The following is a 22,773-nucleotide window of genomic DNA, read 5'->3' as shown; positions in this document are numbered from 1 at the left end:
CACTGTCTTACCCCGAGTAAGACTGTTTAACGACCGAGTTCTAGCAGCTCAAACTGGCGGAAGCATTCGTAGGTAGGAACGCTTGTTCGCTTGCCGATAACTTCGTTTCCCCGTTGCCGGGACTTATGCCCTTCAGCTATCTAAAGATTTGGGGCAGTGAGCCGCCGCGTATGGGAGAGCGGGGTGCTGACATTCTGGCGCCAGTTTCTGTGAGATTGTCAATCGCCACCGGGATTGACCCTCCTATCCCTCCCCAGGCTGCAAAGAAAGCGCCTGGGGTCTCTCGCAGGTTGCCGATCAAAGCGCGATCGCACCGGGCAAGATAATATATCCTGTTATCCGGCTCAGGTGAGCCAAAAATTTACCTACTTCAAAGCCAGAATAGCGTCAAAAGTCCACAAAAGGAAGAATCTGACGCATCTGATGACGCAGGCGTAGCAGAAAAATTAACTCGCGCAGTTTTGGGTTAACCTGGGGGTCTGGGGGTTGACGACCTTCCAGCTGAGCTATTAATTGGGCGTATTGCGCCGCCGTCAGGGGTTTGCCATCAATCGGCGATCGCGCTTCTGTAATAATCTCCGTCCGCAACACTTCTTCCGGCGTATCCTCTGGTGGCGGCAAGGCAAGCAAAAATTGTAAAACGCCAACGTAAAAAGTTACATTTTTCATCTGGTTAATAATTTTTCCCAGGCGATCGCCCAGCGGCGATCTAGGAGAATCTGCTCTGTCAAAGGGGATGAAAGCCAACCATGAGACTTTTGTCGGCTTGACTTGCTGCTGGCACGGGAGTCGGTTCCAACAGTCCCCAAGCGTAAATTCGGCAGCAGCTCTCCCTACTCGCTCTAAATTTAGACGGACGTTCCTTAACAAGAGTCTTCAGACACTTCTTTCGCTTTGCCTCTCCGTGTCAGAGCAAAGCCAGCGTCTTCTTCGAGCGAGCGTCAGAAACACGCACTTACTGGGCAGGACGTAGAACCCCCCCCTGCAACAAAGTCAGAGCGGGTAGTTCATTTATTTTTGCTACAAAAACAATCGACAAAATGTCAGCTTTTGTCGATGTTGGTGGAGGAAAACTACTGCTAGTCAAAAGCTCAACACCTCCCTATCGGTTAGGTGTGAGGCTAGGGCACGCTTTAGCTAATGAATGCGCCTCGCGTACCAAAGCAACAGAACGGACTTGTTTAACAAACTCAGTCAGGCAGTGAGGAGCAATAGCCAGTTGAGTCGTTTATTATCCCTCTTTAACTCAGACTTTTAAGCCGAGCTTAGCCAACTGAGCCAGGTGGGAGGTGAGGAGCGGGATTCTCCAGTCGGAGAACCTACGCGCTTCTCCGAAGGAGACGCGCAGCTTCCGCCAGCTGAACGCGTTGTTATTTAGGAGTAGCAGCAGGTGCAGGGGTCTTCGGAGCAGGCGTAGCTGCTGGTGCTGCTGGTTTAGCTGGCGTTGTGGCGGCGGGAGAAGCGGGAGTTGTGCCTCCTTCTGGCGCCCCACCGCCTCCTCCACAAGCTCCCAACGAGACGGCTAAACCGAGACCTACAAGCAAACTAAGGATTTTGTTGTTCATACACTCCTCTTGCGATGATGGCAGAGTAACTTTAATCTGCTAGATGTTGACACTCCCCGCGCCTGTTGGTGCGGGGATTCTTAAGACTTTTCAGCCTTAATACCCTGAGTGTTCAGGTTACCGGGCGCAATCCTTTTACCCTCAGGCGGGCTGCTATCCTAGTCTTGCAACTAGCTCCTCGGTCGTAAACTTTCCCCCAGTCCGGAGGTAGGTTTTATTGTCTTGTACTGACGAAAAGTATTCTAGCAGGGTTGCGCCTTGACTGGACTTAAAAGTCCCGGTAGCGCTACATCCCCTGCGTCAACGACTCTGGTGCAAGCGCGTCTCGTCATGGTTTATAACAATACTTCATCTGTTCAATTTCTACCACTGAAGTCGTGGAATTTTTAGGCAGTTTACAGAACCTGGTGTCTGCACCCCCCACCAACCCTTTGGGTATGGTGCTTTGCTCCCTTTCTCACAGGCAGATGCCACCTTAGCTTAGCCCGCCTTTCATCCCCACGTCTCGTCCGCAATGGGGAGTGGGATGAATGGCTCTGCAATTTTTGCGCGTCCCCCGACTGAATTACTGCTACGCCTAAAAAAGGAGTGGGGACAGCGCAAAAATTGCTCATTTCGCAGCTAATTGCGGCTGGCCAACTCCGAATCAACTCCCTCAGTACATCGGTCTTATTTCTACCTGATAAACTCCCTAAGTACATCGGTTTTGTTTCTGCCTTTTTTGCGACAGTACTCTTCCAATGAGTTGAACTCTATCACGTCAATTACGATCGTTAACTTTCTGGTATCCATCTGACAATATGCGGCGAATAGCTGCTATCATTCTATCAGGTGGCAATAGCCGAAAATGCTGGTCACCGAACAGTACTTTGACAACTGAGGATAGGGGGTGACATAAGGAAGTGTGTCGTATATCGATACTGCCACTTGTGGGTAAAATCTTCATGGAACTAGCGGAAGAATGGTTTTTAAACTATTCAAGTCGCTTGGACGCTTGCCCTGACTATAAACGGCTGTAGCGGGAAAGAATACGAGTACCGCTTGCGGAAGTTCCAAGCTGGGAAGACTTGTCAGCCAAAACCTACCAGAAGGGAGGTTTTGGAGCGTCACCAAAGCCTGGTCTATTTGGTTCTGAAGCGTTTGAATATTGTTCAACCGCTATTTTCAGCATATTTAACAAACCGTGGATTCCTGTTTGACCTTTTTACAGGCTTGCCAGTCTTAAATCAGTCGTGGTTTACAAACCAGAAAGTTTGGCCTTGGTTTTCGGCTTTAATCTGATTAGATCTGAGTTAGTCAACAGGAGCGACTTACTCAAGAGCGGGAGCTATGAGTAAGTTTGAGCGAGTTTTTGGCGATTTAGTCCAACTCTGTTCTCTACAAAACTTGGCTAAACTTATCTAAAGTTCACCATTCAACTATAAGTAATTTCTAGAAAGTCTGCTTATATCTGGCACCAAGGGAGTCGGCTCCTTCTTGTCTACAGGCGTAAATTCGGGTGAGCCTGACGCGATTTTCAGATGAGTAACTGTTTTTTTGTAGGGGCGGGTTTAACGATACCAGAAACCGGGTTTCGACCTATATCTGTTTCCTGGCGCCAAAATTTTTTTTGGGCAGAGAAACCAGGGGTCTTGGCTGAGAAACCGGGTTTCGACGTATATCTGTTTCCTGGCGCCAAAATTTTTTTTGGGCAGAGAAACCAGGGGTCTGGCAGGTAAAACCCGCCCCGGAGCGATTGTTCAACCTTTTTTTTACACCTATTTAGCGAAAATCGTGGTCAAACCTACGACCTTTTTACACGCTGGTTAGTTTTGCCGCGGCTGTGGTTTACAAACCAAACATAAAGTCAACACTATCGCCATCAGTAACTATGAGTAACTTTAGCCAAGTATTTTGCTATTTAACCCAAGTTGCTAGTTATAAACTTTGGCGTTGCTAATGGCTAATTGCAAGCTTGCTAATATAGGATTTTTACCAATCTCGCCATTAGCCATTAGCCATTAGCCGCTCCCAGAGAGATAACTAGCAACTTGAGTTATTTAGTCAAGCTCCTGGTTGTGTTGACCACACCAAGCGCCACTCATGGGTCAGGTTGGGACTGGAAACCTAAAAATTGGCATAATTTGACAAATAGCATCATTATTAAAGGATTTTGAAGCATCGTCAATCCAGCTCGATTTGAAAGCTTGCCTTGTGCTAGGATACGGGCATCTAGCTGCAAAACCACGGTAAGTATTTGGCGAAGAGGAACAGTCGTGACAGCTTGGGAGAGCGGCAATGCCAGGACAGCGATAATGAACCTATAGAAGCTGCTAAAGCAAGAGTTGACGCTGCTAGCACGTGCTAATTAACCCAAAAGGTGAAGTTTATGTCGATGGCCCCTAAATACGCCGTTTTTGCTAAAACCGTCCCATCCAGAAGCAGAATGGTTAGTTCAATTAAATTGCCGGAAGTGGGCATGGGGCGACTTTCTGCCGCCCGATTAGAGTCAGCCCAAGTTATTGCTGACTCTGGTACGACGCCACAGCCACAATTTCCCTCAAAAGCGCCAGAAGCAGGAATGGAGCTAAAAAGCGCTCGGAGGGGGCAAAGAAGACAGGCTAACCGGAGAGAAGGAATGGCGCGTCGCGAGAGCGCCTTGGCAGGCGAATTGCGGTTGTCTAAAACCGATGGGGAAACTGCTAAACTCGTACCCCAATCGGAATCAATGCCAGTTTGGTTGACCTGGTTGATCCGATGGCAGCGCCGCTCGTCGGTGGTAACGTTCTTCCTGGTAAGTGCCACCCTCGCAGTTTATGGCGGGACGGTCTACACCCAGCAATTGTGGAACCGAGAATACCGCCAACTCGAAACCTTACAACTCCAACAACGGCAACTGACGGCGGCGAGTGAAGTCTTGAAAAATCAGCTAGCCGATCAAGCCGAACAACAAGATACGGGGCTGGTTCCCGCAACACCAAACAACAACCTATTTTTGCAGCCAGCACAAGAGCAGCCCAAATCTACCCCCAGTTCCACAAGGGCGATCGATCCAGCTGCCAAACAGCAGCTCGCACCCACACCAGTGGGATACTAGAAATTTGGATTTTAGATTTGAGATGGCTCCCTCGATCGCGAATCTAAAATCTAAAATCTAAAATCGCTTTAATGGGGTTTTGCTATGGCTAAGGCCGACCCTCCCTCTTCTCGCTATCCTCGACGACGGAGCAACTCGCCTGAGCTTCTGCAATGGCGTCGTCAACCACCTTTGGCTGCAAAAGAAAAGCAACAACCTCTGGCAGAGCCATCTTCAAAAGAGGAACAACTCGATCTACCCCAACAGGCATCTCCTTTGCGACTTGTATTAGTCTGGGGCGTACTGCTAGTTAGCTCTTTGGCGCTGGGCTGGAATTTGTATCGCCTGCAAATTATTCGCGGGTCGGAGTTGCGAAGTCTGGCGCAACAGCAGCAGATGGTTTCTCTACGTCCGTTTGTGCCGCGCCGTTCGATCTTAGACCGCAACGGCAACGTCTTGGCGCTGGATCGACCTGCCTACAGCCTGTACGCCCATCCCAGACTGTTTAAAGCCCCAAAAGAAGCGATCGCGACTGCTGTGGCTCCCTTGCTCAAACGCACCCCCGACAAACTTCTCAAGCAGTTCAATACGGCTGCAACTGGCGTCCGGATTGAAAATTCTTTGTCAGAAGAAGTTGCCGACCGCATTTCTGCCTTGCGCTTAGATGGCATCGAGCTAGTCAAACATTACTCGCGCCTCTACCCCCAGCAGCAACTCGCCGCCGATGTTGTCGGCTTCGTCAACGTCGATCACAAAGGTCAAGCGGGGGTGGAATACAGCCAGGAAAAACTGCTGGAACGCTTTGTTCGTTCGGTGCGGCTAAACCGCTCTGGAAACGGTGCTTTGGTTCCCTCTGGCTTTCCAGAGGGTTTGACGAACTTTGACGATTTACGAGTCCAGCTGACCATCGATAGCCGACTGCAACGCTCAGCTCGCGCTGCGCTCAAACAACAGATGAATCAGTTTAACGCCAAACGCGGTACAGTCCTGGTGATGGATGTCCGGAATGGTTCTTTGCTGACACTGGTTTCTGAGCCTTCCTACGACCCGAACCAGTTCTACAAGTACGATGTGGGTTTGTTCAAAAACTGGGCGCTCACAGACCTTTACGAACCTGGTTCCACCTTTAAACCGATCAACGTAGCGATCGCTTTAGAAGCTGGCGCGATCAAACCCGATACCGTCATCCGCGACGAGGGTCAAATCGCCGTCGGTTCCGCTCTGATTTCCAACTATAACTTTGAAGAACGCGGCAGTCCCGGCCTTTTGACCATCACCCAAATTATCTCAAATTCCAGCAACGTGGGCATGGTACACATCGTAGAAAAAATGCGCAGCCAAACCTTCTACGGCTGGCTGGAACGCCTGGGAATTGGGCAAGCGGTGGAAACAGACCTACCGTTTTCAGCTGCTGGCTCGCTGCAAAGTCAAGAGTCGTTTACAACATCCCGAATTTATGCCGCAACTGCCGCGTTCGGTCAGGGATTTTCCCTCACACCGATTCAGCTATTGCAACTGCACGGTGCCATCGCCAATGGCGGCAAACTGGTCAGTCCCCACGTAGTGCGGGGGCTAACTGACAGCAAAGGGGTGCTGTATTGGCAACCCACCTTACCATCTCCCCGCCCCGTCTTCTCCTCAGAAACAACCCAAGCCGTACTGGAGATGATGGAAGCCGTTGTCAAAAACGGCACCGGCAGGGTCGCGCAAATACCTGGATACCGCGTTGCAGGCAAAACCGGCACATCCCAAAAAGCCAGCCCCAGCGGCGGCTACTCCGCAACTGCCAGAATTACCAGCTTCGTTGGGATTGTTCCCGTTGACTCCCCGCGATACGTAGTCGTAGCAGTCGTGGACGAACCCCAGGGAAAAGCCTTTGGTTCTAACGTCACCGCACCCATTGTTAAATCTGTCATGGAAGCGCTGATGGCAATCGAGCAAATTCCACCCAGTCAGCCACTAGAAGCTCAGGATTAGGGAATTTTAGATTATAGATTGCAGATTTTAGATTGAAATTAAATCGGCAATCTGCAATCTGCTATTAACTCAAGTTGCTAGTTATCTCAAAGCTGGAGCTAATGGCTAATGGCTAATGGCTAATCGCTAATGGCTAGTGTTAGGAAAAATGCTGTATTAGCAATTAGCAATTAGCAATTAGCAAGTTTATAACTAGCAACTTGAGTTATTGCCCTATGCCCTCGTGCCAATTTGTTGAACTTGTTCCCACATTTGTTCAACACTGGTTGCGGGTTCAGAACAGGTGAGTCCAGAGCAAACTAACCCTACACTTCCCTCTGGGAGATTGAGTTCTAAGGCGTAGACGGAAGTGGGAAAATACTGAGTTACGAGAGAAGTTAACATCTCGGTTGTGGTGCGAATCAAAATGTGGTTGCGATACCAATCTAAGGCGGTAAACAGACTCGGACATGCTTGAGGAGATTGGTTCATGGCGCTGGCAAAAGCCTGCAATGCTTGCTCTGCTTTGTCGAGATATTCCAAGTCTTCGGTTAGTAAGGCAAGACAAACTAGATTTGCGATTGCTACCCCATTCGCCGAAGGCGTCGCATTATCCACATAGCTGCGTTCCCGCACCAATAAATCGCCGCTAGCATCGCTGGCAGTATTGTAATATCCCCCCAGTTCCACACTCCAGAGAAATTCATCAAATTCTTGTTGAACTTGCACCGCTTTTTCTAACCAAAAGTTGGAATTGGGTAATTGGGAATTGGGAATTGGTAATGGGGAATTGGCATTTTCTTGTCCATTACCTATTACCAGGGAAGCTTGATGTAAATCCAGCAACGCTTTGATCGTGAAAGCATAATCTTCAGATTGAGCCAAGACGACTGGTTGACCTTCGTAATTAAGTCGGTGGAACCTGCCATCAACCCACTGGCGATTGACAATAAAATTAGCCGCATTGGCAGCAATTTCCAGATATTCGGGATGCCCAAAAACCGCATAAGCACGAGCTAGTCCCGAAATCATCAAGCTATTCCAAGCCACAATCATTTTAGTGTCGGTCACTGGTGGAATTCGACCGAGCCAGTTGCCAGTTTTAGCTTCCTGGTTATTGCGGGCAGGTGGGAAAGTTTCTAAAGATTCAGGTGCCGTACCGTAGCGGACTTGAAAAAGCTTCGCTAAAGCTGTTTCTAAAGTATCGCTCAGCTTTCCGGTATGATGGCGTTGCAGGACATTTTTACCCTCAAAATTGCCATCAGCAGTGACGGTGAATTGAGCTTTAAGTTCGGCTAATTCTTCAGGAGTGAGTAACGCTTCTAGTTCGCTATAACTCCAAACGTAAAAAGCACCTTCTTCGGGTTCCGTTTCGGTTGGATTGGTGAAATTATCGGCGTCTTGAGCAGCAAAAAAATAACCTTCAGGCGCGGTCATTTCGCGTTTGAGCCATTTTACCGTATAGGCGATCGCTCGCTCAAACGCCGGTTCGGTTACCCCAGAACTCCACAAATTAGCCAGATATTCCACAATCTGACCGTTATCGTAGAGCATCTTTTCAAAATGGGGGACTGTCCAAGTCGGGTCAACCGTATAGCGGTGAAACCCACCTCCTACATGGTCGAAAATGCCCCCCAAAGCCAAATCTAACCCGCGTTGGGTAGAAACCTGCAAGGCATCGTATTTGGTGTCTTGTAAAGCGAAGCGGACGCTTTCCAAGGCAACTTCAGCATAAGGCATCATCGGGAAACTGGGGCCATGCCCACGGGCGCTAACGACCCCAGTATTTGTTTCCAAACCTTGGCGCAGCAAGCTCGCGTTCAATTGTCCCGCCGGATCAAGCACGGCTGCCTGTTGCAGGTAACCTTGAATTTCTTCTTTAATTGACTGTACCTTGGCTTTTTCCGTATCGTAATAGCGACGAATCGCTTCTAGCACCTGCAAAAAGCCAGGGCGTCCGTAGCGGGGTTCCAGGGGAAAATAAGTGCCACCGTAAAAAGGCACCAGGTCTAATGGTTCTAAAAACACATTGAGAGGCCATCCCCCTTGCCCGATCATCATTTGTAAAGCCTGCATGTAAATACTGTCGAGGTCGGGACGTTCTTCCCGGTCTACTTTGATCGGGAGAAATTTGGCGTTCATGTACTCAGCAATCGCAGCATCGGAAAAAGCTTCCCCTTCCATGACGGTACACCAGTGGCAGCTGGAATAGCCAATAGAGAGGAAAATCGGTTTGTTCAACTGCCGCGCAGTTTGGAGAGCTTCGTCACACCAAGGCCACCAGTCAATCGGGTTTTCTTTGTGTTTGCGAAGGTAAAGGCTTTGAGATTGAGCAAGGCGATTGGTCATGGGAAATAGTTGATCCAATTCCGTATGATTGCCGATATTATTCTGGCACTCTAGCGCGCCCGGTAGAGCGATGCCTGTACCTCAAGAGCTAAGGTGAAGTGCTCTTAATGCCTTGCTGAAGTTTTGCCAGGCGCTGTTGGTAAAGCGAGGTCAAAAACTCGATTTCTTTTCTCGCGCTTTGTTGCAGCTGTGGCGGCAAACTCGATGCTAATAGGGCAAACGGTTCGCTAACTTCTTCTAGTAAATCTACGATTTCTTCAAGAGAAGCATCCTGATACTCCCATGTTTGCATATCCTTGCTTGATTGTAAGTCGATATTCTGTTGAGCCAGGATTTCTAAATCGTTAAATTCTGTTGTCATAATTAACCTCTGATTTTCCATTAATAACGCAATTTGCTAGTGAATAGTTGTGAAATTGGTAATTGGATTATTGACTCAGTCTACCTCTTGACAATTACCCTGACACGGCTCCTGCCTGGGAACGCCATTACCTATTACCAGCACCAAGGGATTTAACTAGCAACTTGAGTTAATACTTTATTGGCAAAAGAAGGTGCTGTATTAACATCACCTTTTTTGTTAAGATTTTATACCAAAAAGATGTTGAGGGGATCTGGGGTAGGTGAGGGGAATCGATTACCGCGATCTGGTTGAGCATGAATGTGAGGATTGCAGCTGGCAGGAGTTTTTCCAACATGGCAGACTCGTCTCAATGCCAAGGATATTTTAAAAGTACGATTCGGTGGTGCGATTCGCCCGCAGGGCGAACGCGATTGCGTGCGGTCGGCATATCCGCCTTGCCCAATCGCGCGTCGTCCTTTAGACTCACCCAACCGGACGGTTGTCACACCCACAGGCGACAATGGCAACATTCGGATAACCGCCTTAGCGTTGGCTAGCTCAAACCGATAAAATTAAGAAAAATTACGCAAGATGCTTCCAGCCCATGATTCCTACCGTTATTGAACAATCGGGTCGTGGCGAACGCGCCTTTGATATCTATTCCCGGCTTTTGCGGGAGCGGATCGTCTTCTTAGGCAAACAAATTGACTCCGACCTCGCTAACCTGATCGTTGCCCAGTTGCTGTTTTTAGACTCGGAAGACTCGGAAAAAGATATTTACCTATATATCAACTCTCCGGGTGGCTCGGTGACGGCAGGGATGGGGATTTATGACACTATCAAGCAAATTCGCCCTGATGTCTGTACGATTTGTACTGGGTTGGCAGCGAGTATGGGTGCTTTCCTCCTAAGTGCCGGGACAAAAGGCAAGCGCATGAGTCTGCCCCATTCTCGCATGATGATCCACCAACCCTTAGGCGGTGCCCAAGGTCAAGCAACCGATATTGAAATTCAGGCAAAAGAAATTTTGTATCACAAGCGCCGCCTGAACCTGTTGCTGGCAGAACACACCGGACAACCCCTGGAACGAATCGAGCAAGATACCGAGCGCGACTTCTTCATGTCGGCAGAAGAAGCAAAAAACTACGGTTTAATCGATCAGGTGATTGACCGGCGTGCTACCGGCAGCAAACCGATCGCAGCTGTCAACTAACAAAGTTTTGATTTGAGAGCGGCGCGATTGGGCGCAGCGGATATGCTCAACCCTAGCTGACGCGAACGCCCTGGGGGCGAATCGCCCTTTACCTTAAACAGCAAGAAGGCTCACGTCTCACAAGGGTAGGGGAGCGTGAGATCAATTGCGCGTGAGTTGACGACAATTCCCCGACCGATGCGATAGCGAGGTCGGGGAATAGGTCGGAAACGAACAAATTTTTGTTTATTGTTCATAGCCTTGAGTATTTATGTTATCAGGAATAACGAAACACGGTAAAGGGTCGATACCATGTACAGAGCAGTTAAAGTCAGGATTTATCCCTCTAACGAGCAAGAATCTTATCTAGCTCAATGTTTCGGCAATACAAGATGGTTGTGGAATTATATGCTTAATGCAACAACCACTGCATATAAAGAAACAGGTAAGGGGCGCATCTTCGGCTGCAATGGACAAGTTGTTGCCCGGATTAAAAAAAGAATATGAATGGTTAGGACTGGCGTACAGTCAAGTATTGCAACGTGTAACATTCAATCTTTCGAGTGCGTTTGTCAATTTCTTTGAAGCACGTGCTAAATATCCCAACTTCAAATCCAAACATGGTAAACAATCAATACAATATCCTCAAAACGTGAAACTGATGCCACAAGACTCAGCGCTCAAGTTTCCTGGTAATTTGGGCATGGTTAAAACCGTGTTTCACAAAGAACTACCAGATGCAAAATTCACGACTGTAACCAGAGGGAAAAATGCAGACGGTAGATACTACGCTTCTATTTTGTTTAATCAAGAGGACAATCCAGTAGTTGCAGTTAATGAAGCTATTGGAGTTGACCTTGGATTAAAAAATTTTGCATTAACTTCTGACGGTTCAAAGTATGATCTACCAAAGAAACAATTGGCAAAGCTAGAGAAGAATAGAAAGCGTAAGCAAAAGAAGTTATCTAGAAAAAATGATAAGACATCTAACAAACGTCGTAAAGCTAAACGTTTAGTTGCAAGAGTTTATAGCAAAATATCTAGAGTTAGAGAGGATTTTCTCCACAAGCTATCTCGCTTTCCGGGCATAGGAAAACCAAGTGATTTGTGTAGAAGACTTGGCAGTTAAGAATATGGTTAAAAACCCTAACTTAGCAAAAGCTATTAGCGACCAAGGATGGGGAATGTTTTTAACCATGTTTAAATACGCTGAAAAGTTTGGGCATACCTATCAAAAAATAGGGCGTTTATTCCGATATTCTCAACAATGCACGTGAGACTATACTACCAATCCCAATGCTACAAAATGGATATGATTCATTGAGTATTAGGTTTGTAGACTGCCCACACTGCCAAACGCAGCACGATAGAGACATCAACGCGGCAATAAATATCAGAAATGAAGGATTGCGATTATGGGCGTTAGGAACTAGAGGCAGCGCGGTCTTGGGGTTTCCCCAAGTGGAGCGACTGCCGTGCGCTTCTGCCCAAGGAGGGGATGTAAGTCCGCAGTCTTCTGGACGTAAAAAATCCACGAAGTCTCAGGCAATCCCCAATCAGTTGGGAAACCTACGCTGTACCGAAGGTCAGCGTAGGTAGTTCACAGAGGTTTGAATTAATTCAAAGCTCTTCTTATTTTCAGGACTGACGCAAACACCAAAGTTTCTGTGAAAAATCGTGGCGCAAGCAACTAGAGTCCGCCGCCAGAAACAGTCCTGATTTTTTTTAACTATGATATGGGGTCGGGTTGAAGTTCTAGGTGCTGTAGGAATTCCCCTAATTGTTGCGGGGATAGTTGGTAACGCGATCCCTTGGCGTAAGTTTGCAGCAGGTGCGCCTTTCCCTTCTCTGGAGTCCACCCGATGCGCTTGAGTTCCAGATCGATTTTGGCAAAAGATTGCAAATATTCTAGGAATTCCAGCATTTCTTCTTTGTTAAGCAGCGACAGGGATTTTTTATTATAGGTACGCTCCAAAAACTTGTTTCTCTGGTCGTCGCTCCAACCTAAACGCTTCAGTTCGCTCTTGATCCTCGCCAGCTGATCGGATAAATCTACAGGATCGGTTGCCTCTGTTAGCTTCTCGAACGAATCCGGCGCTTCGGCGGAAGATGGCAGGGGTTGAACTCCGCTTTGATCTGGGTCATGGCGACGGGAGCGAATTGGCGTTACCTTTTTAAATGAAGAAGAAATCGTTGGCAAGGAATCTTCCCCAAGTGTCGGCATCGAGTCTGCTCCCGGATTCTCGACCCAAGCATTCCCTTGCCAATCGGGAATAAATTCATCAGCAACTCCAACCGCCTCCAATGGTACTACAGGTGCGGTTAGATCTGAAGAGGCCGTTGGGGATGTATCGTTTAACCAACTTGTATCCGTAGAAATACGACCAAAGTTGTCTGGCTCGAACGGATGCCGCGAGAACGCCGGTTCCTTTGCCGGATATGTCTGGGGTTGCCCCAAACCTTCGCTGGCGGCGAGGGAGGTATCAACAAACTCTGGCTGTGCCGGTATCAAATTGCCAATTCCCAAAACTTCCAGCGCCCTTTTTCTAGCGCGGTCTTCTGCCTGTTCAATTGTATCGGCGGCAGCTAAGCCGGTAGCGCGGGTTACACCTTCAATCAGAACACTGGCTCTCACAACATACTTGCCACCTTCAATGGTAATTAACTCGGAAATCAGACTGGTGGTGGAATAGGGCACTTGCAATTGAGTAAACATAATATGGCTGGGCTTGTAGCCCACTGCTAAAAATCCTAGGGTAAGACTCGCCAAAGCTTCGCATCAGTTTAGATCCTAGTCAAATCTTGAGCGAATAGCTGTACACGTAGCGCCTGGTTTAAACCTACCTCAATAGGGGAGCCTGAGGGGGCTATAGTGTCACCTCCATACCCGTAAGGGTTGGGGATGGGTGCATGGACAGCCTCAGGTTAATTTTATGAGGGTCAGGACTTACGCACCACGAGCCTAGAAACCCGGTTTCCACCGTCGATCTCTGATTGCCAAACCAAGGATTTTTCATATCACCCTTGTTTCTTTGCGTAAGTCCTAAGGGTCAATCCGATTAAAATTAACCGTTTACTAAATTGTGCTTTTTACCAAGCAGGGATGATATTTACTCTTAAAGCTATGGCTAAGGGAATGCTGGGTAAGCATACTCTAGATGTTGGATGGGGTCAGTTCTTGCAGACAGGAAGTTCCTAGAAGTGATTCTCTTGAGCCACCCCCATAATCTTTGATTTGGGGGTGGAGGATGTCACAATAATAAAAGGATTGTTCATCGGCACGGCTCATTTAAGCCACTTGGCTGAATGCCCGGAAACCCACCGCGCTAAGAGCGCGAACTTCTTGCCAACCTGAACGGATAACGCGTTGCACCAGATGCCTAAAACGTGTCTGTTCCCAGAGTAGCAACGTATTGCTAAAGCGCCAGCCCTTTGCTCTGGGTAGTTCCATGTACGGCAACGTATCGCCAGACATGGGCAAGTTGTGGGTTCTCACCCTAGATCGTTGCTGGGTGCGCCTGGGCGTGCGATTCGCTCCAAAGTTGGATCTTTCTAGATGCAACCCAAACGCGAACAGTCTCTGGTTCTTTTTTACTGCCTCCCAAAGACGGGCGATGCTTGGTTGTATACCTCAAGGTATACCGGAGGTAAAACTGGGAAAACCTAGTAAGACCTCCTTTCGCCGTACAATACCATCACCGCATTCAGTTGCGGACTCGCAAGAGTTCCTAAAGTGGCAACGGCGGATTAAACTGGAGAGCAACCACTCGCGCTTCGCGTCTAGTGGTGGGTACTTCACCAAGATATCTTGTATCTCCACCAACAAGAAGCTCGGATTTATCAACCTCTGTTATGCCTCAACTTCACTCTCACCTACTTGCAAAACCTAAGGAGTAAGGGTTTACCCACACCTTTCCTCTCCTTTCCCCAAAGTCGAGGAAACTGATTGCATCAAAAAGTGGGAAAATCCAACCAATGAGTGGATCGAAGGTAAGAATATCCTTGGGGTGTTTGGGCGACCAACCCTCGCCGCACCAAACCGTTCTTGCAACACTCCAGGGATACCAGAACCATGAGACTAACCAAAATGCAACCGCTTGTTGCCTGCCTGGGGCAAAAAATCGTGGCTTGAATATTGGGTCATCATCAACAATTTTAAATTGAAGAATTGGCAAATGGAAAGAAGGAAGCAAAAAAACTGGAAAGCCGACGCATTTCCAATTTTCAATTTCTCTAAACCATGCTCTAAATTCCCAATCCTAAAATTTAAAATTAGCCAGAAGCCGCAAAGGGCAAGAGTGGGCTGTGTTAGATGAGATCCTGGTCAAAAAACATAATTTAGACGCTAAGGACTAAGTCGCTTCATGGAATTTTCAATCGCTACATTGATTTATAATTTCACCGAAGAAAAACTGGTGGCTGCCAAATTTTTAGAAAAAAAACTGGGATGCCAAGATGAATCGAGTCGGGAAAAGTTACAGATTACTCTGGACGCGCTGGAAAAAATTGGCATTTTGGTGAAAGAGCGGGGCAAGTATCGCCGGGTAATAGAGGAAGGTGTGGTGGAAGCCAAACTCCGCTGTTCTAGTAAAGGGTTTGGCTTTGCGATTCAGAATGTGGAGGGCTCGGCAGATATATACGTGCGGGAAAGCAATTTATCGACGGCATGGAATGGCGATCGCGTATTGGTAAAAATTACCAAAGAAGGCAACCGGCGGCGCTCTCCAGAAGGAGAAGTACGACTAATTTTAGAGCGCGCCCATCCCAGCGTGCTAGCGCGGGTGAAACAAACTGCTTCCGGCTACCGGGCGGTTCCCTTGGATGACCGCTTGCTATTTGAACTCGAACTTCAGTCAAATGGCACAAATTTGGCAGAAGCAATCGATCACTTGGTTGATGTGGAAATCCTGCGCTATCCTTTGGGACAAAATCCCCCCATTGGTCGCGTCACCCAAGTACTGGGCAGCGACGCTGAAGCCGCCGCCGATATCGATATCGTCTGCTGCAAGCACGATTTACCCCGCAACTTCCCCAACGCGGTGCTAGCAGCGGCATCTGAACTCGATTTCCCCAAAATCCGCAAAATTAACCTGAAAAATCGCCTCGATTTGCGCCATCTGGTTACCCTGACAATTGCCAGCGAGGCGAACATAAAAAACGGTGAAGGCTTGGAATTCTCATTGGTAGAACAAGCGCTGACCTTGGAAAGAATCGATCCCGAACGGTGGCGCATCGGCGTCCACATCACCGACGTAGCCACATACGTCGAACCCGACTCGCCCATCGATCGGGAAGCGCAGCGACGGGGCACCAGCGTGGTGTTAGGCGAAACCCTATTGCCTCAACTACCGCCATCGCTGCTGCAACAAGTCTCGCTGCTACCGGGACAAGACCATCTGGCAATTTCCGTCCTGTTAACGTTAGACAGACTCGGTCAAGTGGTGGAGTTCGAGATTCAACCGACTATCATCCAGGTAGACTATCAACTGAGCGAATCCCAGGCAAAAGCAATTCTTGAGCGTCACGATAAAGGTGTTTCGGCAGATCTCAAGGAATTGGCTCCCGTCTTTGCCACTCTCGATCAATTGTTAGTCCTGTCAACGGCAGTCAAGGAACAACGGCAGCAGCGGGGTGCTTTTGAGTTGAACCTACCCGAAGAAGATACCCACTTCAACGATGAAGGAGCGATCGCGGCAGTAGTAGAATCATCCTCCCAACCAGCGCGCTCGACGATCCGAAATTTAATGATCTTGGTTAACGAGGTAGTAGCTCACCACTTGAAAGCGCTCTCGATACCGGCGATGTACCGGGTTCAACCCGCTCCCGATCTCGATGACGTTCAAGAATTGATCAAATTGGCGAGCAATCTCCGGTTGGAATTACAGCTTGAGCAGGAAGAGGCGGTGACGCCCCAAGATTATCAAAGATTTATTCAGCAATTTGCTCAAACCCAAGCGGAAAGAGTCCTCAACTCGCTGTTGCAGTCCACATTAAAGCCTGCGGTTTACAGCACCGCAGCGGGAACCCACTTTAGTTTGTCTGAGACTCTGGGCTATACCCACTGCATCTCGCCCGCACAACGCTATGCAGATTTATTGGTACAACGAGTCTTGCACGCGGTGTTTGAACAAGGGCGCTCGAGCCGCACCACCCGCACCAAAGAACAGGTCAACTTGCGCCATAGTTCCTCTCACGGCAATATTAATTGGAATGTCCTGCCGCCTGGAATACAGCAAGAGTTGGAAGAGCATTTGATGGCGGTGGTAGTTCCGCTCAATGAGCTGGAAAAAGAAGCCCAGGAAGCTGAAGCAGATTTAGCAGGACTCAAGAAAGCCGAGTTAATGAAAGAACGCATCGGCGAGATTTTGCCGGGAGCGATTACCGGCGTTCAGTCCTACGGTTTCTTTGTGGAAATGGAAGTGCCGATGCCCAATAGCGAGACTTTCCGGGTGGAAGGGTTGGTACACGTATCGTCTCTCAAAGACGATTGGTACGAGTATCGCTCCCGGCAAGAAGCTCTCGTGGGGCGCAAAAACCGCAAGCAGTATCGACTCGGCGATCGCGTAGAAGTCCAAGTTAAAAGCGTCGATTACTACCGCCAGCAAATAGACCTGGTAACCGTTGATACTAACGGTAACGCTGAAGACTCCGATCCAGAGGAATCTCCGTTTTTTAGTCTGGAAGATGAGTAAATAGTCAGCAGTTGATAGTTAGTAACTCAAGTTGCTAGTTATCTCATGCATAGCGGCTAATGGCTAATGGCTAATGTGACAGAAAATGCTATATTAGTAAGCTGGCAATTAGCTATTAGCTATTAGCAAATCCGAATTTTTATAACTAGCAATTGGCGCTAACTAATGACTACTGGCTAATAACTGATGACAACGAACAAACCTTTAATCTTGGGCATTTCTGGGGCTAGTGGTCTAATTTATGCGGTGCGGACTTTAAAGTTTTTATTGGAGGCGGACTACGCCATCGAGCTGGTTGCCTCCAAATCAACTTACATGGTTTGGCAGGCAGAACAGAATATCCGAATGCCAGCAGAAGCGGAGCGACAGGAGCAATTCTGGCGTCAGCAAGCTGGGGTGGAAACTTTGGGTAAACTACGCTGCCACCCTTGGGGCGATGTGGGAGCCAATATTGCCAGCGGTTCGTTTCGCACCCTGGGTATGATAGTGATACCGTGCAGTATGAGTACGGTCGCCAAGCTAGCGGCGGGTTTGAGTTCTGACCTTTTGGAACGAGCGGCTGACGTTCAACTCAAAGAAGGGCGTAAACTGGTCATCGTACCCCGCGAGACACCTTTTAGCCTGATTCACTTGCGGAACTTGACCACCTTGGCAGAAGCTGGAGCCAGAATTGTGCCAGCAATTCCAGCTTGGTATCACAATCCCCAAACGATTGAAGATTTGGTGGATTTTGTGGTAGCTCGTGCCTTAGACCAACTGGATATTGATTGCATTCCGATCAACCGCTGGCAAGGACATTTATAAATGGTAATGGGTAATGGGTAATAGGTAATGGGTAATGGGTAATTTTAGATTTTGGATGCAATTTAAATTGAATTAATATCTAAAATTGGCTTTTGACCAATTACCAATTACCAATTACCAATTACCAATTACCAATTACCAATTACCAATTACCGATTACCTATTATGATTCGCCTTGGATTGCTGCTATTGGTTTTGGGAGGACTGACCCTGTTTGCCCTGCAAAATTGGTCGCCGGTGCTGCCAATGGTATTTTTGGGGATCAAAACGGCGTCATTGCCCCTAGCGATGTGGATATTATTTGCGATCGCAGCAGGTTTAGTCACGTCTTGGCTGATGGCAGCAGTGTTTCAATTATCAAACTATCTGTCGGCGAAACAATTGCGCTCTCGCATTCGCGAACTGGAAGCGGGTAAGTCTCGTCCCGCCTCGGAGTCTCGCATCAACACCGAATCTACTCCAAATTCTGCTGATGAAGATGATTTGTTCGACGATGAATTTTTTGGAGATGAGGAGGATGGGGAAGAACCTATCTACAAGGCTCCCAATTATCAAGATTACACTCCTTCTGGTACCACTTACGAGCTTCCCCAAGAACCTAAAACTAAATATCAGTCGGGATCGGTTTATTCCTATGGTTATCGGGACAAGGGCGATACTGGCGTGGGTAAAACCGAGTCGATTTACAATAAAACCGAGTCGGTCTACGATGCAGATTATCGCGTGATTAAGCCGCCCTCTCGGAAGCTAGATGATATTGAACCAACCCCTCGGAAACGAGATGAATTTGTAGATGATTGGGAACGTAAATCCGATGATGATGACGATTGGGGATTTGACGACGATGAATTTGACACTCCCAAGCAAAAGCGTTAGTTAAAATGTTCCAAATATAACAGTATGAGCAGAAGTGTCAGCGATCGCTCCCTTGTTTGCTCAGAGTGCGATCGCAAAACCTACTCCAGGAGTTAGTCGCCTACAGTCCTAAAGCCGTTAGAGTTGCTTGTCCAACAATACCGTCTACTGTCAAGCCTTGATTTTGTTGGAACTGCTTCACTGCTGTATCGGTATCTGAGCCAAAAATACCATCGACTTCGATATTACAGCAGATTGCAATTCAGTGAGGTACAGCCCTTGGGTTTCGACCAGTGTGCGGGCACCCTTAAGGGTGCCCGCACACTGGTCGAAGGTGTACAAGAGAAGGCTGCAATCCGCTATAAAACCCGCTTTACGCAGCGCCTGTTGAACCTCGCGCACATCCTCACCGCGCATGAAAGGCTGACGCAATTGTAGCAGTCGCATGGATTCAACGTCGTCACCAGACATCCGGAGTGATTTGATCAAAGTTTCTTCGCTGATAACCAGTCCGCGAACCGTTAGGGGTAAAGTCAAATCCCATTTTTGGTTAGCAATCAATTGCTTAAAGCTATCCATGCGGTAAACTGTTTTTCGCAGTAGAGTAATGCGGTTGTTTGCCAACCACTCGCGCCGGATATCGATGTAAGATTTAATCCAGCTTTGTTCGCCAAGGGTAGCGACAGTACCTTGGTTGAGGGTGCGATCTCGCATAAGTTGCCAAGAACCATGCACCACGCTGTCATAAACCACGGCAACGCCTAACGCCGTTTGAATACCCATATTCTCAGCATTTTTGACACTGGGATTCCAATAAACTCGATCGAAAAAAGCGTCCTGAACATCCTGCATTACCGGATCTTCACCTGCTTTTTGCAACAAGCTGCGGAGATTCATATCCCGATTGATCCTGGTATCTTTTGCGCCTATCGCCGACAAATAAGCGCGCAATTCTGTAGCAAACTCTGCCTCTTCAGCCTCGCAATAAGCCTTAATCAGCAAAAAGAGATTACCGCTCATTAGCGTAGTTTGAGAACGACCATACGTTAAACCACCAGGGTCACTTGCTACAAAAGTCACATTTGAGTAATCTCCTTGTACTTTGCCCGTTTCAAAAATATTGACGCTCGCTTGGGCTGTTTGTTTCTGTAAATCTGTCAGCATCGGTTTTCTACCCGTTTCGAGTGAAATTTATCTGTGTGTAAGAAAAGGAAATGATACGAAACTAACCCCATCATTTCCAACTTTTCAGAGTCTACTTAAATTCGATTAAGCTGGGAAAGTTTTGGCTAAATCATCGCATGCAATAACAGTTGTCAAGAAAACATATCCGCTGTTTAACTGATAGCGACGGTCTTGTTTGATCAACTGCATAAACTCTTTGTGACTTTGGCGAGATTGTCCTACCAGACAACCAGCACTGGCACGACCGACCTGCCTCATGTCATATCCCCAGTGTTGATTGATGCCGAATAAACCCTCGTCGATTGAGTCACCCGTGCGACGCCCGTCTTTGTTGCGATCGCGGTATACTTTAACCGCCATACACTGCACCAGCGCTTCGTGCCGTTCCAATGTTCCATGTATTCCTACTTGCCAAGCTTTATATTGCCCAAAAGCAATTCGCGCTGCACCTTCAGGATTCATCGGATGTTGAGTGTACCAGTCTCCTGGTTCAGTTGTTGCTAACCAATTCCCAACAATTTTTGGGGTTCCAGAAACGATTTCAATCAAAATCCGGCGGTCGTTCCATTGATTGAAAGCATCATCGTTCGGTATCCCATTAGCATCCGCGCCTTCAATATAAACAATGTTGTATTGTTTTTCTCCAAGCGCAACGAAGTAATCTTTATATTGCATGTACTTGATGATGCGGCTGGCAAAGTCATTGCCCAATTTGAGAGAAACTGCTTCCTTCGCTTCACTCAGTGCTTTAATCGTTTCTGCGCCGAAGCCAGATTCTGCTATTTTCATCAAAGCTTGAAATTCTTTGAGCGCTTGAGTGGAAAAGCGACCAAATTTACCATCGGCTGGCGGGTCAAGTAACCCGAAACGAATCAAATTGGTTTGGACTTGCTTGGCAAGTTCGGCGTCTTTGGCTAAAGCTTCAAGAGCGATTGTCTGTGTGGGCGCAAATTCCGTTAATAACATGGAAAAAATCTGCTTGAGTTTTCAGAGTGAAATTAGTTTGTTTACAGTTCCTAACGTTTAGTAGATGCAACTCAATGGGACTTATGCAGTCTGAAGAAATTCTGGGTCGCATTTTAAGATGAAAAATTTTCACAGTCTTGTTTGTCGGGGCCAGGTAACCCTTTTGGGGTATAAACCAAGGAGTCATTTGCCTGAACCCTTCCAATTACTGCTGTCCCAGTGCTTGCCAGAATAATGACGATATTGACTGCGTTATCGACCGAAAGTTTTTTTTCTTCAACAGCTTTCCCGACAATGGGGGCTATTCCAGCAACTGCTGTTAAAACCGCACTCCAAAAGGTTTTACTTGAAAAGATACTCTTGACGGTTGCTTTGAACAAAATTGGTTTGTTAGTGCTGTCCATACAGTATTTGTGGAATCAATTTTTCGATAAATCAAATATAGTTTTTATTTTTTATTATCGCTGTAATAAAAGGTGTTAAATCATCATCAGTTATGGGTTTAACTTGGGCTGTAATGTCACCCGTAAAGGTGATATAAAGTAATAAAAAGTAATGGTAAATTATAAAAACCCATAAGACCCTGTCGATAAATGACTGTTGAAGAAGCATTACGGATTGTTACTACAGCTCTGCGTCCAGAAATGCTGAATAATCTTGAAATGGACGTATTTCGCTGCTCGTGGGAGGGAAAGTCCTACCCAGAGATGGCAAAGGAACTCGGTTATAGTGCTGAATCTATTAAGAATGTTGGGGCTAAGCTATGTAAAAAACTCGCACCAGCATTTGGAAAGGTAACAAAAAGTAATTTTCGGGCAGCGATTGAGTTGTATCAGCAACAGGGTCCACTGGCGGAGGATAGGGAAGCAAGCGTCAGCGGCATAGTTGAAACTAACTCGCCAAAACCAACAATCCGATCTCAAGATTGGGGAGAAGCGCCGGATGCCTCTGTTTTCTACGGACGTACCGAAGAACTGACAACTCTGGAACAATGGATTGTCCAAGACCGCTGCCGCCTAGTAACGTTGCTGGGTATGGGAGGAATCGGTAAAACGACTCTATCTGTGAAGCTGGCAGAACAAATTCAAGGTGAATTTGAGTATTTGATTTGGCGCAGTCTCCGCAACGCCCCACCCGTGCAAGATATTTTGGCAGAGTCGATCAAATTTCTATCTGACCAGCAGGAGGTTGATTTACCAGAAACTATAGATGGTCGAGTAGCGAGACTGATTCATTATTTACGGCAACACCGCTGTCTGCTGGTACTGGATAACGTCGAGTCGATTTTACGAGGATGCGAGAGTCCTACGGACACCCTGCGCGATCGCGCCGGTCGTTATCGAGAAGGATACGAAGGTTATGGTCAACTGTTCAGATGCATCGCAGAAACTGCCCATAACAGCTGTTTAGTGTTAACCAGTCGGAACCCAGAGAATTGGCATTTAACGAAGGTAAAAACTTGCCTGTTCGTTGCTTAAAGATCGCTGGTTTGACCTGACGGGGTGACAACCCCGTCAAAAGCCAAGAGCGATCGCTTTCTTGAGGCAACTCGCGGTAAAAAAAGATGGGGTCATTCTTGTCAACAAGCCCCATCAGTTGAAAATGTTTCCTGAACCCAAATTCATCGGCAACAGCAACTAAAAAACACCGAATATCTGACTCTAAAAGTTTTGATATATCTGTGGCAATCTCAAAAACAAGTTAGCATTACCTTGGGGCGACCTTAATGCCTTACCCAATTCAGTTTGAGAGCCGTCGCCGCAGTTTGCCAAGATTTCTCAAATTATCTTGCCTTGATATAGAAACTCTGT

19 protein-coding genes and 1 pseudogene are annotated in these 22,773 nt (G+C 47.5%); 9 read left to right on the top strand and 11 right to left on the bottom strand.

Features of this window, described 5'->3' with window-relative positions; genetic code table 11:
- Positions 1 to 387 precede the first annotated feature (387 nt).
- Positions 388 to 669 (bottom strand): hypothetical protein, encoded by a 282-nt coding sequence (locus MiSe_RS54055; protein WP_226587024.1) that lies wholly within the window; start codon positions 667 to 669, stop codon positions 388 to 390.
- 371 nt (positions 670 to 1,040) lie between these two features.
- On the opposite strand from MiSe_RS54055, the gene MiSe_RS28980 reads away from it, so the two are divergent.
- Positions 1,041 to 1,205: a hypothetical protein gene (locus MiSe_RS28980; RefSeq protein WP_226586998.1), complete on the top strand. Its 165-nt coding sequence runs from the start codon at positions 1,041 to 1,043 to the stop codon at positions 1,203 to 1,205.
- 165 nt (positions 1,206 to 1,370) lie between these two features.
- Here the strand turns inward: MiSe_RS28980 and MiSe_RS28975 are convergent, their stop codons facing one another.
- Together MiSe_RS28975 and MiSe_RS28970 are read right to left on the bottom strand one after the other, a co-directional pair.
- On the bottom strand, positions 1,371 to 1,565 hold the full coding sequence (locus MiSe_RS28975) for a hypothetical protein (protein ID WP_226586997.1): 195 nt from the start codon (positions 1,563 to 1,565) through the stop codon (positions 1,371 to 1,373).
- Between the two features lie 942 nt (positions 1,566 to 2,507).
- Positions 2,508 to 2,720, bottom strand: coding sequence for a hypothetical protein (locus MiSe_RS28970; RefSeq protein WP_226586996.1), 213 nt, complete (start codon positions 2,718 to 2,720; stop codon positions 2,508 to 2,510).
- Between the two features lie 1,213 nt (positions 2,721 to 3,933).
- Here MiSe_RS28970 and MiSe_RS28965 point away from each other — a divergent pair.
- Both MiSe_RS28965 and MiSe_RS28960 read left to right on the top strand, forming a co-directional pair.
- Positions 3,934 to 4,641 carry a hypothetical protein gene (locus tag MiSe_RS28965; RefSeq protein ID WP_226586995.1) on the top strand — a complete coding sequence of 236 codons (708 nt, stop codon included), beginning with the start codon at positions 3,934 to 3,936 and terminating at the stop codon, positions 4,639 to 4,641.
- Positions 4,642 to 4,725: 84 nt separating this feature from the next.
- Positions 4,726 to 6,597, top strand: coding sequence for a peptidoglycan D,D-transpeptidase FtsI family protein (locus MiSe_RS28960; protein ID WP_226586994.1), 1,872 nt, complete (start codon positions 4,726 to 4,728; stop codon positions 6,595 to 6,597).
- 213 nt (positions 6,598 to 6,810) lie between these two features.
- On the opposite strand, the gene MiSe_RS28955 is transcribed toward MiSe_RS28960, so the two are convergent.
- From MiSe_RS28955 to MiSe_RS28945, 3 genes are all read right to left on the bottom strand, one after another.
- A complete protein-coding gene (locus tag MiSe_RS28955) occupies positions 6,811 to 8,925 on the bottom strand; it encodes a thioredoxin domain-containing protein (protein WP_226586993.1) in 2,115 nt (704 codons plus the stop codon).
- 88 nt (positions 8,926 to 9,013) lie between these two features.
- The gene (locus MiSe_RS28950) at positions 9,014 to 9,286 is read right to left on the bottom strand and encodes a hypothetical protein (RefSeq protein WP_226586992.1); all 273 of its coding nucleotides are present in this window, start codon (positions 9,284 to 9,286) and stop codon (positions 9,014 to 9,016) included.
- A 227-nt stretch (positions 9,287 to 9,513) separates the two neighbouring features.
- Positions 9,514 to 9,798 carry a hypothetical protein gene (locus tag MiSe_RS28945; RefSeq protein ID WP_226586985.1) on the bottom strand — a complete coding sequence of 95 codons (285 nt, stop codon included), beginning with the start codon at positions 9,796 to 9,798 and terminating at the stop codon, positions 9,514 to 9,516.
- 74 nt (positions 9,799 to 9,872) lie between these two features.
- Between MiSe_RS28945 and clpP the strand changes: the two genes are divergently transcribed.
- Together clpP and MiSe_RS54050 are read left to right on the top strand one after the other, a co-directional pair.
- Entirely contained in the window at positions 9,873 to 10,481 is a 609-nt protein-coding gene (clpP, locus tag MiSe_RS28940; RefSeq protein WP_226586984.1) for an ATP-dependent Clp endopeptidase proteolytic subunit ClpP, read from the top strand.
- A gap of 291 nt (positions 10,482 to 10,772) precedes the next feature.
- A pseudogene (locus MiSe_RS54050) lies at positions 10,773 to 12,059 on the top strand (RNA-guided endonuclease InsQ/TnpB family protein).
- 130 nt (positions 12,060 to 12,189) lie between these two features.
- On the opposite strand, the gene MiSe_RS28920 reads toward MiSe_RS54050, so the two are convergent.
- The gene (locus MiSe_RS28920) at positions 12,190 to 13,176 is read right to left on the bottom strand and encodes a slr1353 family protein (protein ID WP_226586977.1); all 987 of its coding nucleotides are present in this window, start codon (positions 13,174 to 13,176) and stop codon (positions 12,190 to 12,192) included.
- Between the two features lie 1,648 nt (positions 13,177 to 14,824).
- Between MiSe_RS28920 and MiSe_RS28915 the strand changes: the two genes are divergently transcribed.
- The 3 genes from MiSe_RS28915 to MiSe_RS28905 all read left to right on the top strand — a co-directional run bounded on the left by MiSe_RS28915 (position 14,825) and on the right by MiSe_RS28905 (position 18,832).
- Complete coding sequence (locus MiSe_RS28915) at positions 14,825 to 17,152, top strand: ribonuclease R family protein (RefSeq protein WP_226586976.1); 2,328 nt, start codon at positions 14,825 to 14,827, stop codon at positions 17,150 to 17,152.
- Positions 17,153 to 17,338: 186 nt separating this feature from the next.
- Positions 17,339 to 17,956: a flavin prenyltransferase UbiX gene (locus MiSe_RS28910; RefSeq protein ID WP_226586974.1), complete on the top strand. Its 618-nt coding sequence runs from the start codon at positions 17,339 to 17,341 to the stop codon at positions 17,954 to 17,956.
- Positions 17,957 to 18,121: 165 nt separating this feature from the next.
- Positions 18,122 to 18,832: a LapA family protein gene (locus MiSe_RS28905; RefSeq protein WP_226586972.1), complete on the top strand. Its 711-nt coding sequence runs from the start codon at positions 18,122 to 18,124 to the stop codon at positions 18,830 to 18,832.
- 100 nt (positions 18,833 to 18,932) lie between these two features.
- Here the strand turns inward: MiSe_RS28905 and MiSe_RS28900 are convergent, their stop codons facing one another.
- From MiSe_RS28900 to MiSe_RS28885, 4 genes are all read right to left on the bottom strand, one after another.
- Positions 18,933 to 19,013, bottom strand: a complete 81-nt coding sequence (locus MiSe_RS28900) for a peptidoglycan-binding protein (protein WP_226587022.1) — start codon at positions 19,011 to 19,013, stop codon at positions 18,933 to 18,935.
- A complete protein-coding gene (locus tag MiSe_RS28895) occupies positions 19,010 to 19,975 on the bottom strand; it encodes a chitosanase (RefSeq protein WP_226586969.1) in 966 nt (321 codons plus the stop codon). Before MiSe_RS28895 ends, MiSe_RS28900 begins: the two co-directional genes overlap by 4 nt.
- Positions 19,976 to 20,080: 105 nt before the next feature.
- Positions 20,081 to 20,962 (bottom strand): peptidoglycan-binding domain-containing protein, encoded by an 882-nt coding sequence (locus MiSe_RS28890; RefSeq protein ID WP_226586968.1) that lies wholly within the window; start codon positions 20,960 to 20,962, stop codon positions 20,081 to 20,083.
- Positions 20,963 to 21,075: 113 nt separating this feature from the next.
- On the bottom strand, positions 21,076 to 21,342 hold the full coding sequence (locus MiSe_RS28885) for a hypothetical protein (protein ID WP_226586967.1): 267 nt from the start codon (positions 21,340 to 21,342) through the stop codon (positions 21,076 to 21,078).
- Between the two features lie 213 nt (positions 21,343 to 21,555).
- On the opposite strand from MiSe_RS28885, the gene MiSe_RS28880 reads away from it, so the two are divergent.
- Positions 21,556 to 22,440 (top strand): helix-turn-helix domain-containing protein, encoded by an 885-nt coding sequence (locus MiSe_RS28880; RefSeq protein WP_226586966.1) that lies wholly within the window; start codon positions 21,556 to 21,558, stop codon positions 22,438 to 22,440.
- Positions 22,441 to 22,773: the final 333 nt, after the last annotated feature.

The sequence above is a fragment of the Microseira wollei NIES-4236 genome (assembly GCF_020521235.1).
Taxonomy (GTDB): domain Bacteria; phylum Cyanobacteriota; class Cyanobacteriia; order Cyanobacteriales; family Aerosakkonemataceae; genus Microseira; species Microseira wollei.
Note: the sequence above shows the minus strand (reverse complement) of the source record. Positions and strands in the feature narration are given on the sequence as shown.

Excerpts from the sequence above, each read along its gene's own strand:
- MiSe_RS28980 (WP_226586998.1), top strand. The coding sequence starts at position 1,041 with ATGTCAGCTTTTGTCGATGTTGGTGGAGGAAAACTACTGCTAGTCAAA.
- MiSe_RS28905 (WP_226586972.1), top strand. The coding sequence starts at position 18,122 with ATGATTCGCCTTGGATTGCTGCTATTGGTTTTGGGAGGACTGACCCTG.
- MiSe_RS28965 (WP_226586995.1), top strand. The coding sequence starts at position 3,934 with ATGTCGATGGCCCCTAAATACGCCGTTTTTGCTAAAACCGTCCCATCC.
- MiSe_RS54055 (WP_226587024.1), bottom strand. The coding sequence starts at position 669 with ATGAAAAATGTAACTTTTTACGTTGGCGTTTTACAATTTTTGCTTGCC.
- MiSe_RS28895 (WP_226586969.1), bottom strand. The coding sequence starts at position 19,975 with ATGCTGACAGATTTACAGAAACAAACAGCCCAAGCGAGCGTCAATATT.
- MiSe_RS28975 (WP_226586997.1), bottom strand. The coding sequence starts at position 1,565 with ATGAACAACAAAATCCTTAGTTTGCTTGTAGGTCTCGGTTTAGCCGTC.
- MiSe_RS28890 (WP_226586968.1), bottom strand. The coding sequence starts at position 20,962 with ATGTTATTAACGGAATTTGCGCCCACACAGACAATCGCTCTTGAAGCT.
- MiSe_RS28960 (WP_226586994.1), top strand. The coding sequence starts at position 4,726 with ATGGCTAAGGCCGACCCTCCCTCTTCTCGCTATCCTCGACGACGGAGC.
- MiSe_RS28915 (WP_226586976.1), top strand. The coding sequence starts at position 14,825 with ATGGAATTTTCAATCGCTACATTGATTTATAATTTCACCGAAGAAAAA.
- MiSe_RS28910 (WP_226586974.1), top strand. The coding sequence starts at position 17,339 with ATGACAACGAACAAACCTTTAATCTTGGGCATTTCTGGGGCTAGTGGT.
- MiSe_RS28950 (WP_226586992.1), bottom strand. The coding sequence starts at position 9,286 with ATGACAACAGAATTTAACGATTTAGAAATCCTGGCTCAACAGAATATC.
- MiSe_RS28920 (WP_226586977.1), bottom strand. The coding sequence starts at position 13,176 with ATGTTTACTCAATTGCAAGTGCCCTATTCCACCACCAGTCTGATTTCC.
- MiSe_RS28955 (WP_226586993.1), bottom strand. The coding sequence starts at position 8,925 with ATGACCAATCGCCTTGCTCAATCTCAAAGCCTTTACCTTCGCAAACAC.
- clpP (WP_226586984.1), top strand. The coding sequence starts at position 9,873 with ATGATTCCTACCGTTATTGAACAATCGGGTCGTGGCGAACGCGCCTTT.
- MiSe_RS28880 (WP_226586966.1), top strand. The coding sequence starts at position 21,556 with ATGACTGTTGAAGAAGCATTACGGATTGTTACTACAGCTCTGCGTCCA.
- MiSe_RS28945 (WP_226586985.1), bottom strand. The coding sequence starts at position 9,798 with ATGTTGCCATTGTCGCCTGTGGGTGTGACAACCGTCCGGTTGGGTGAG.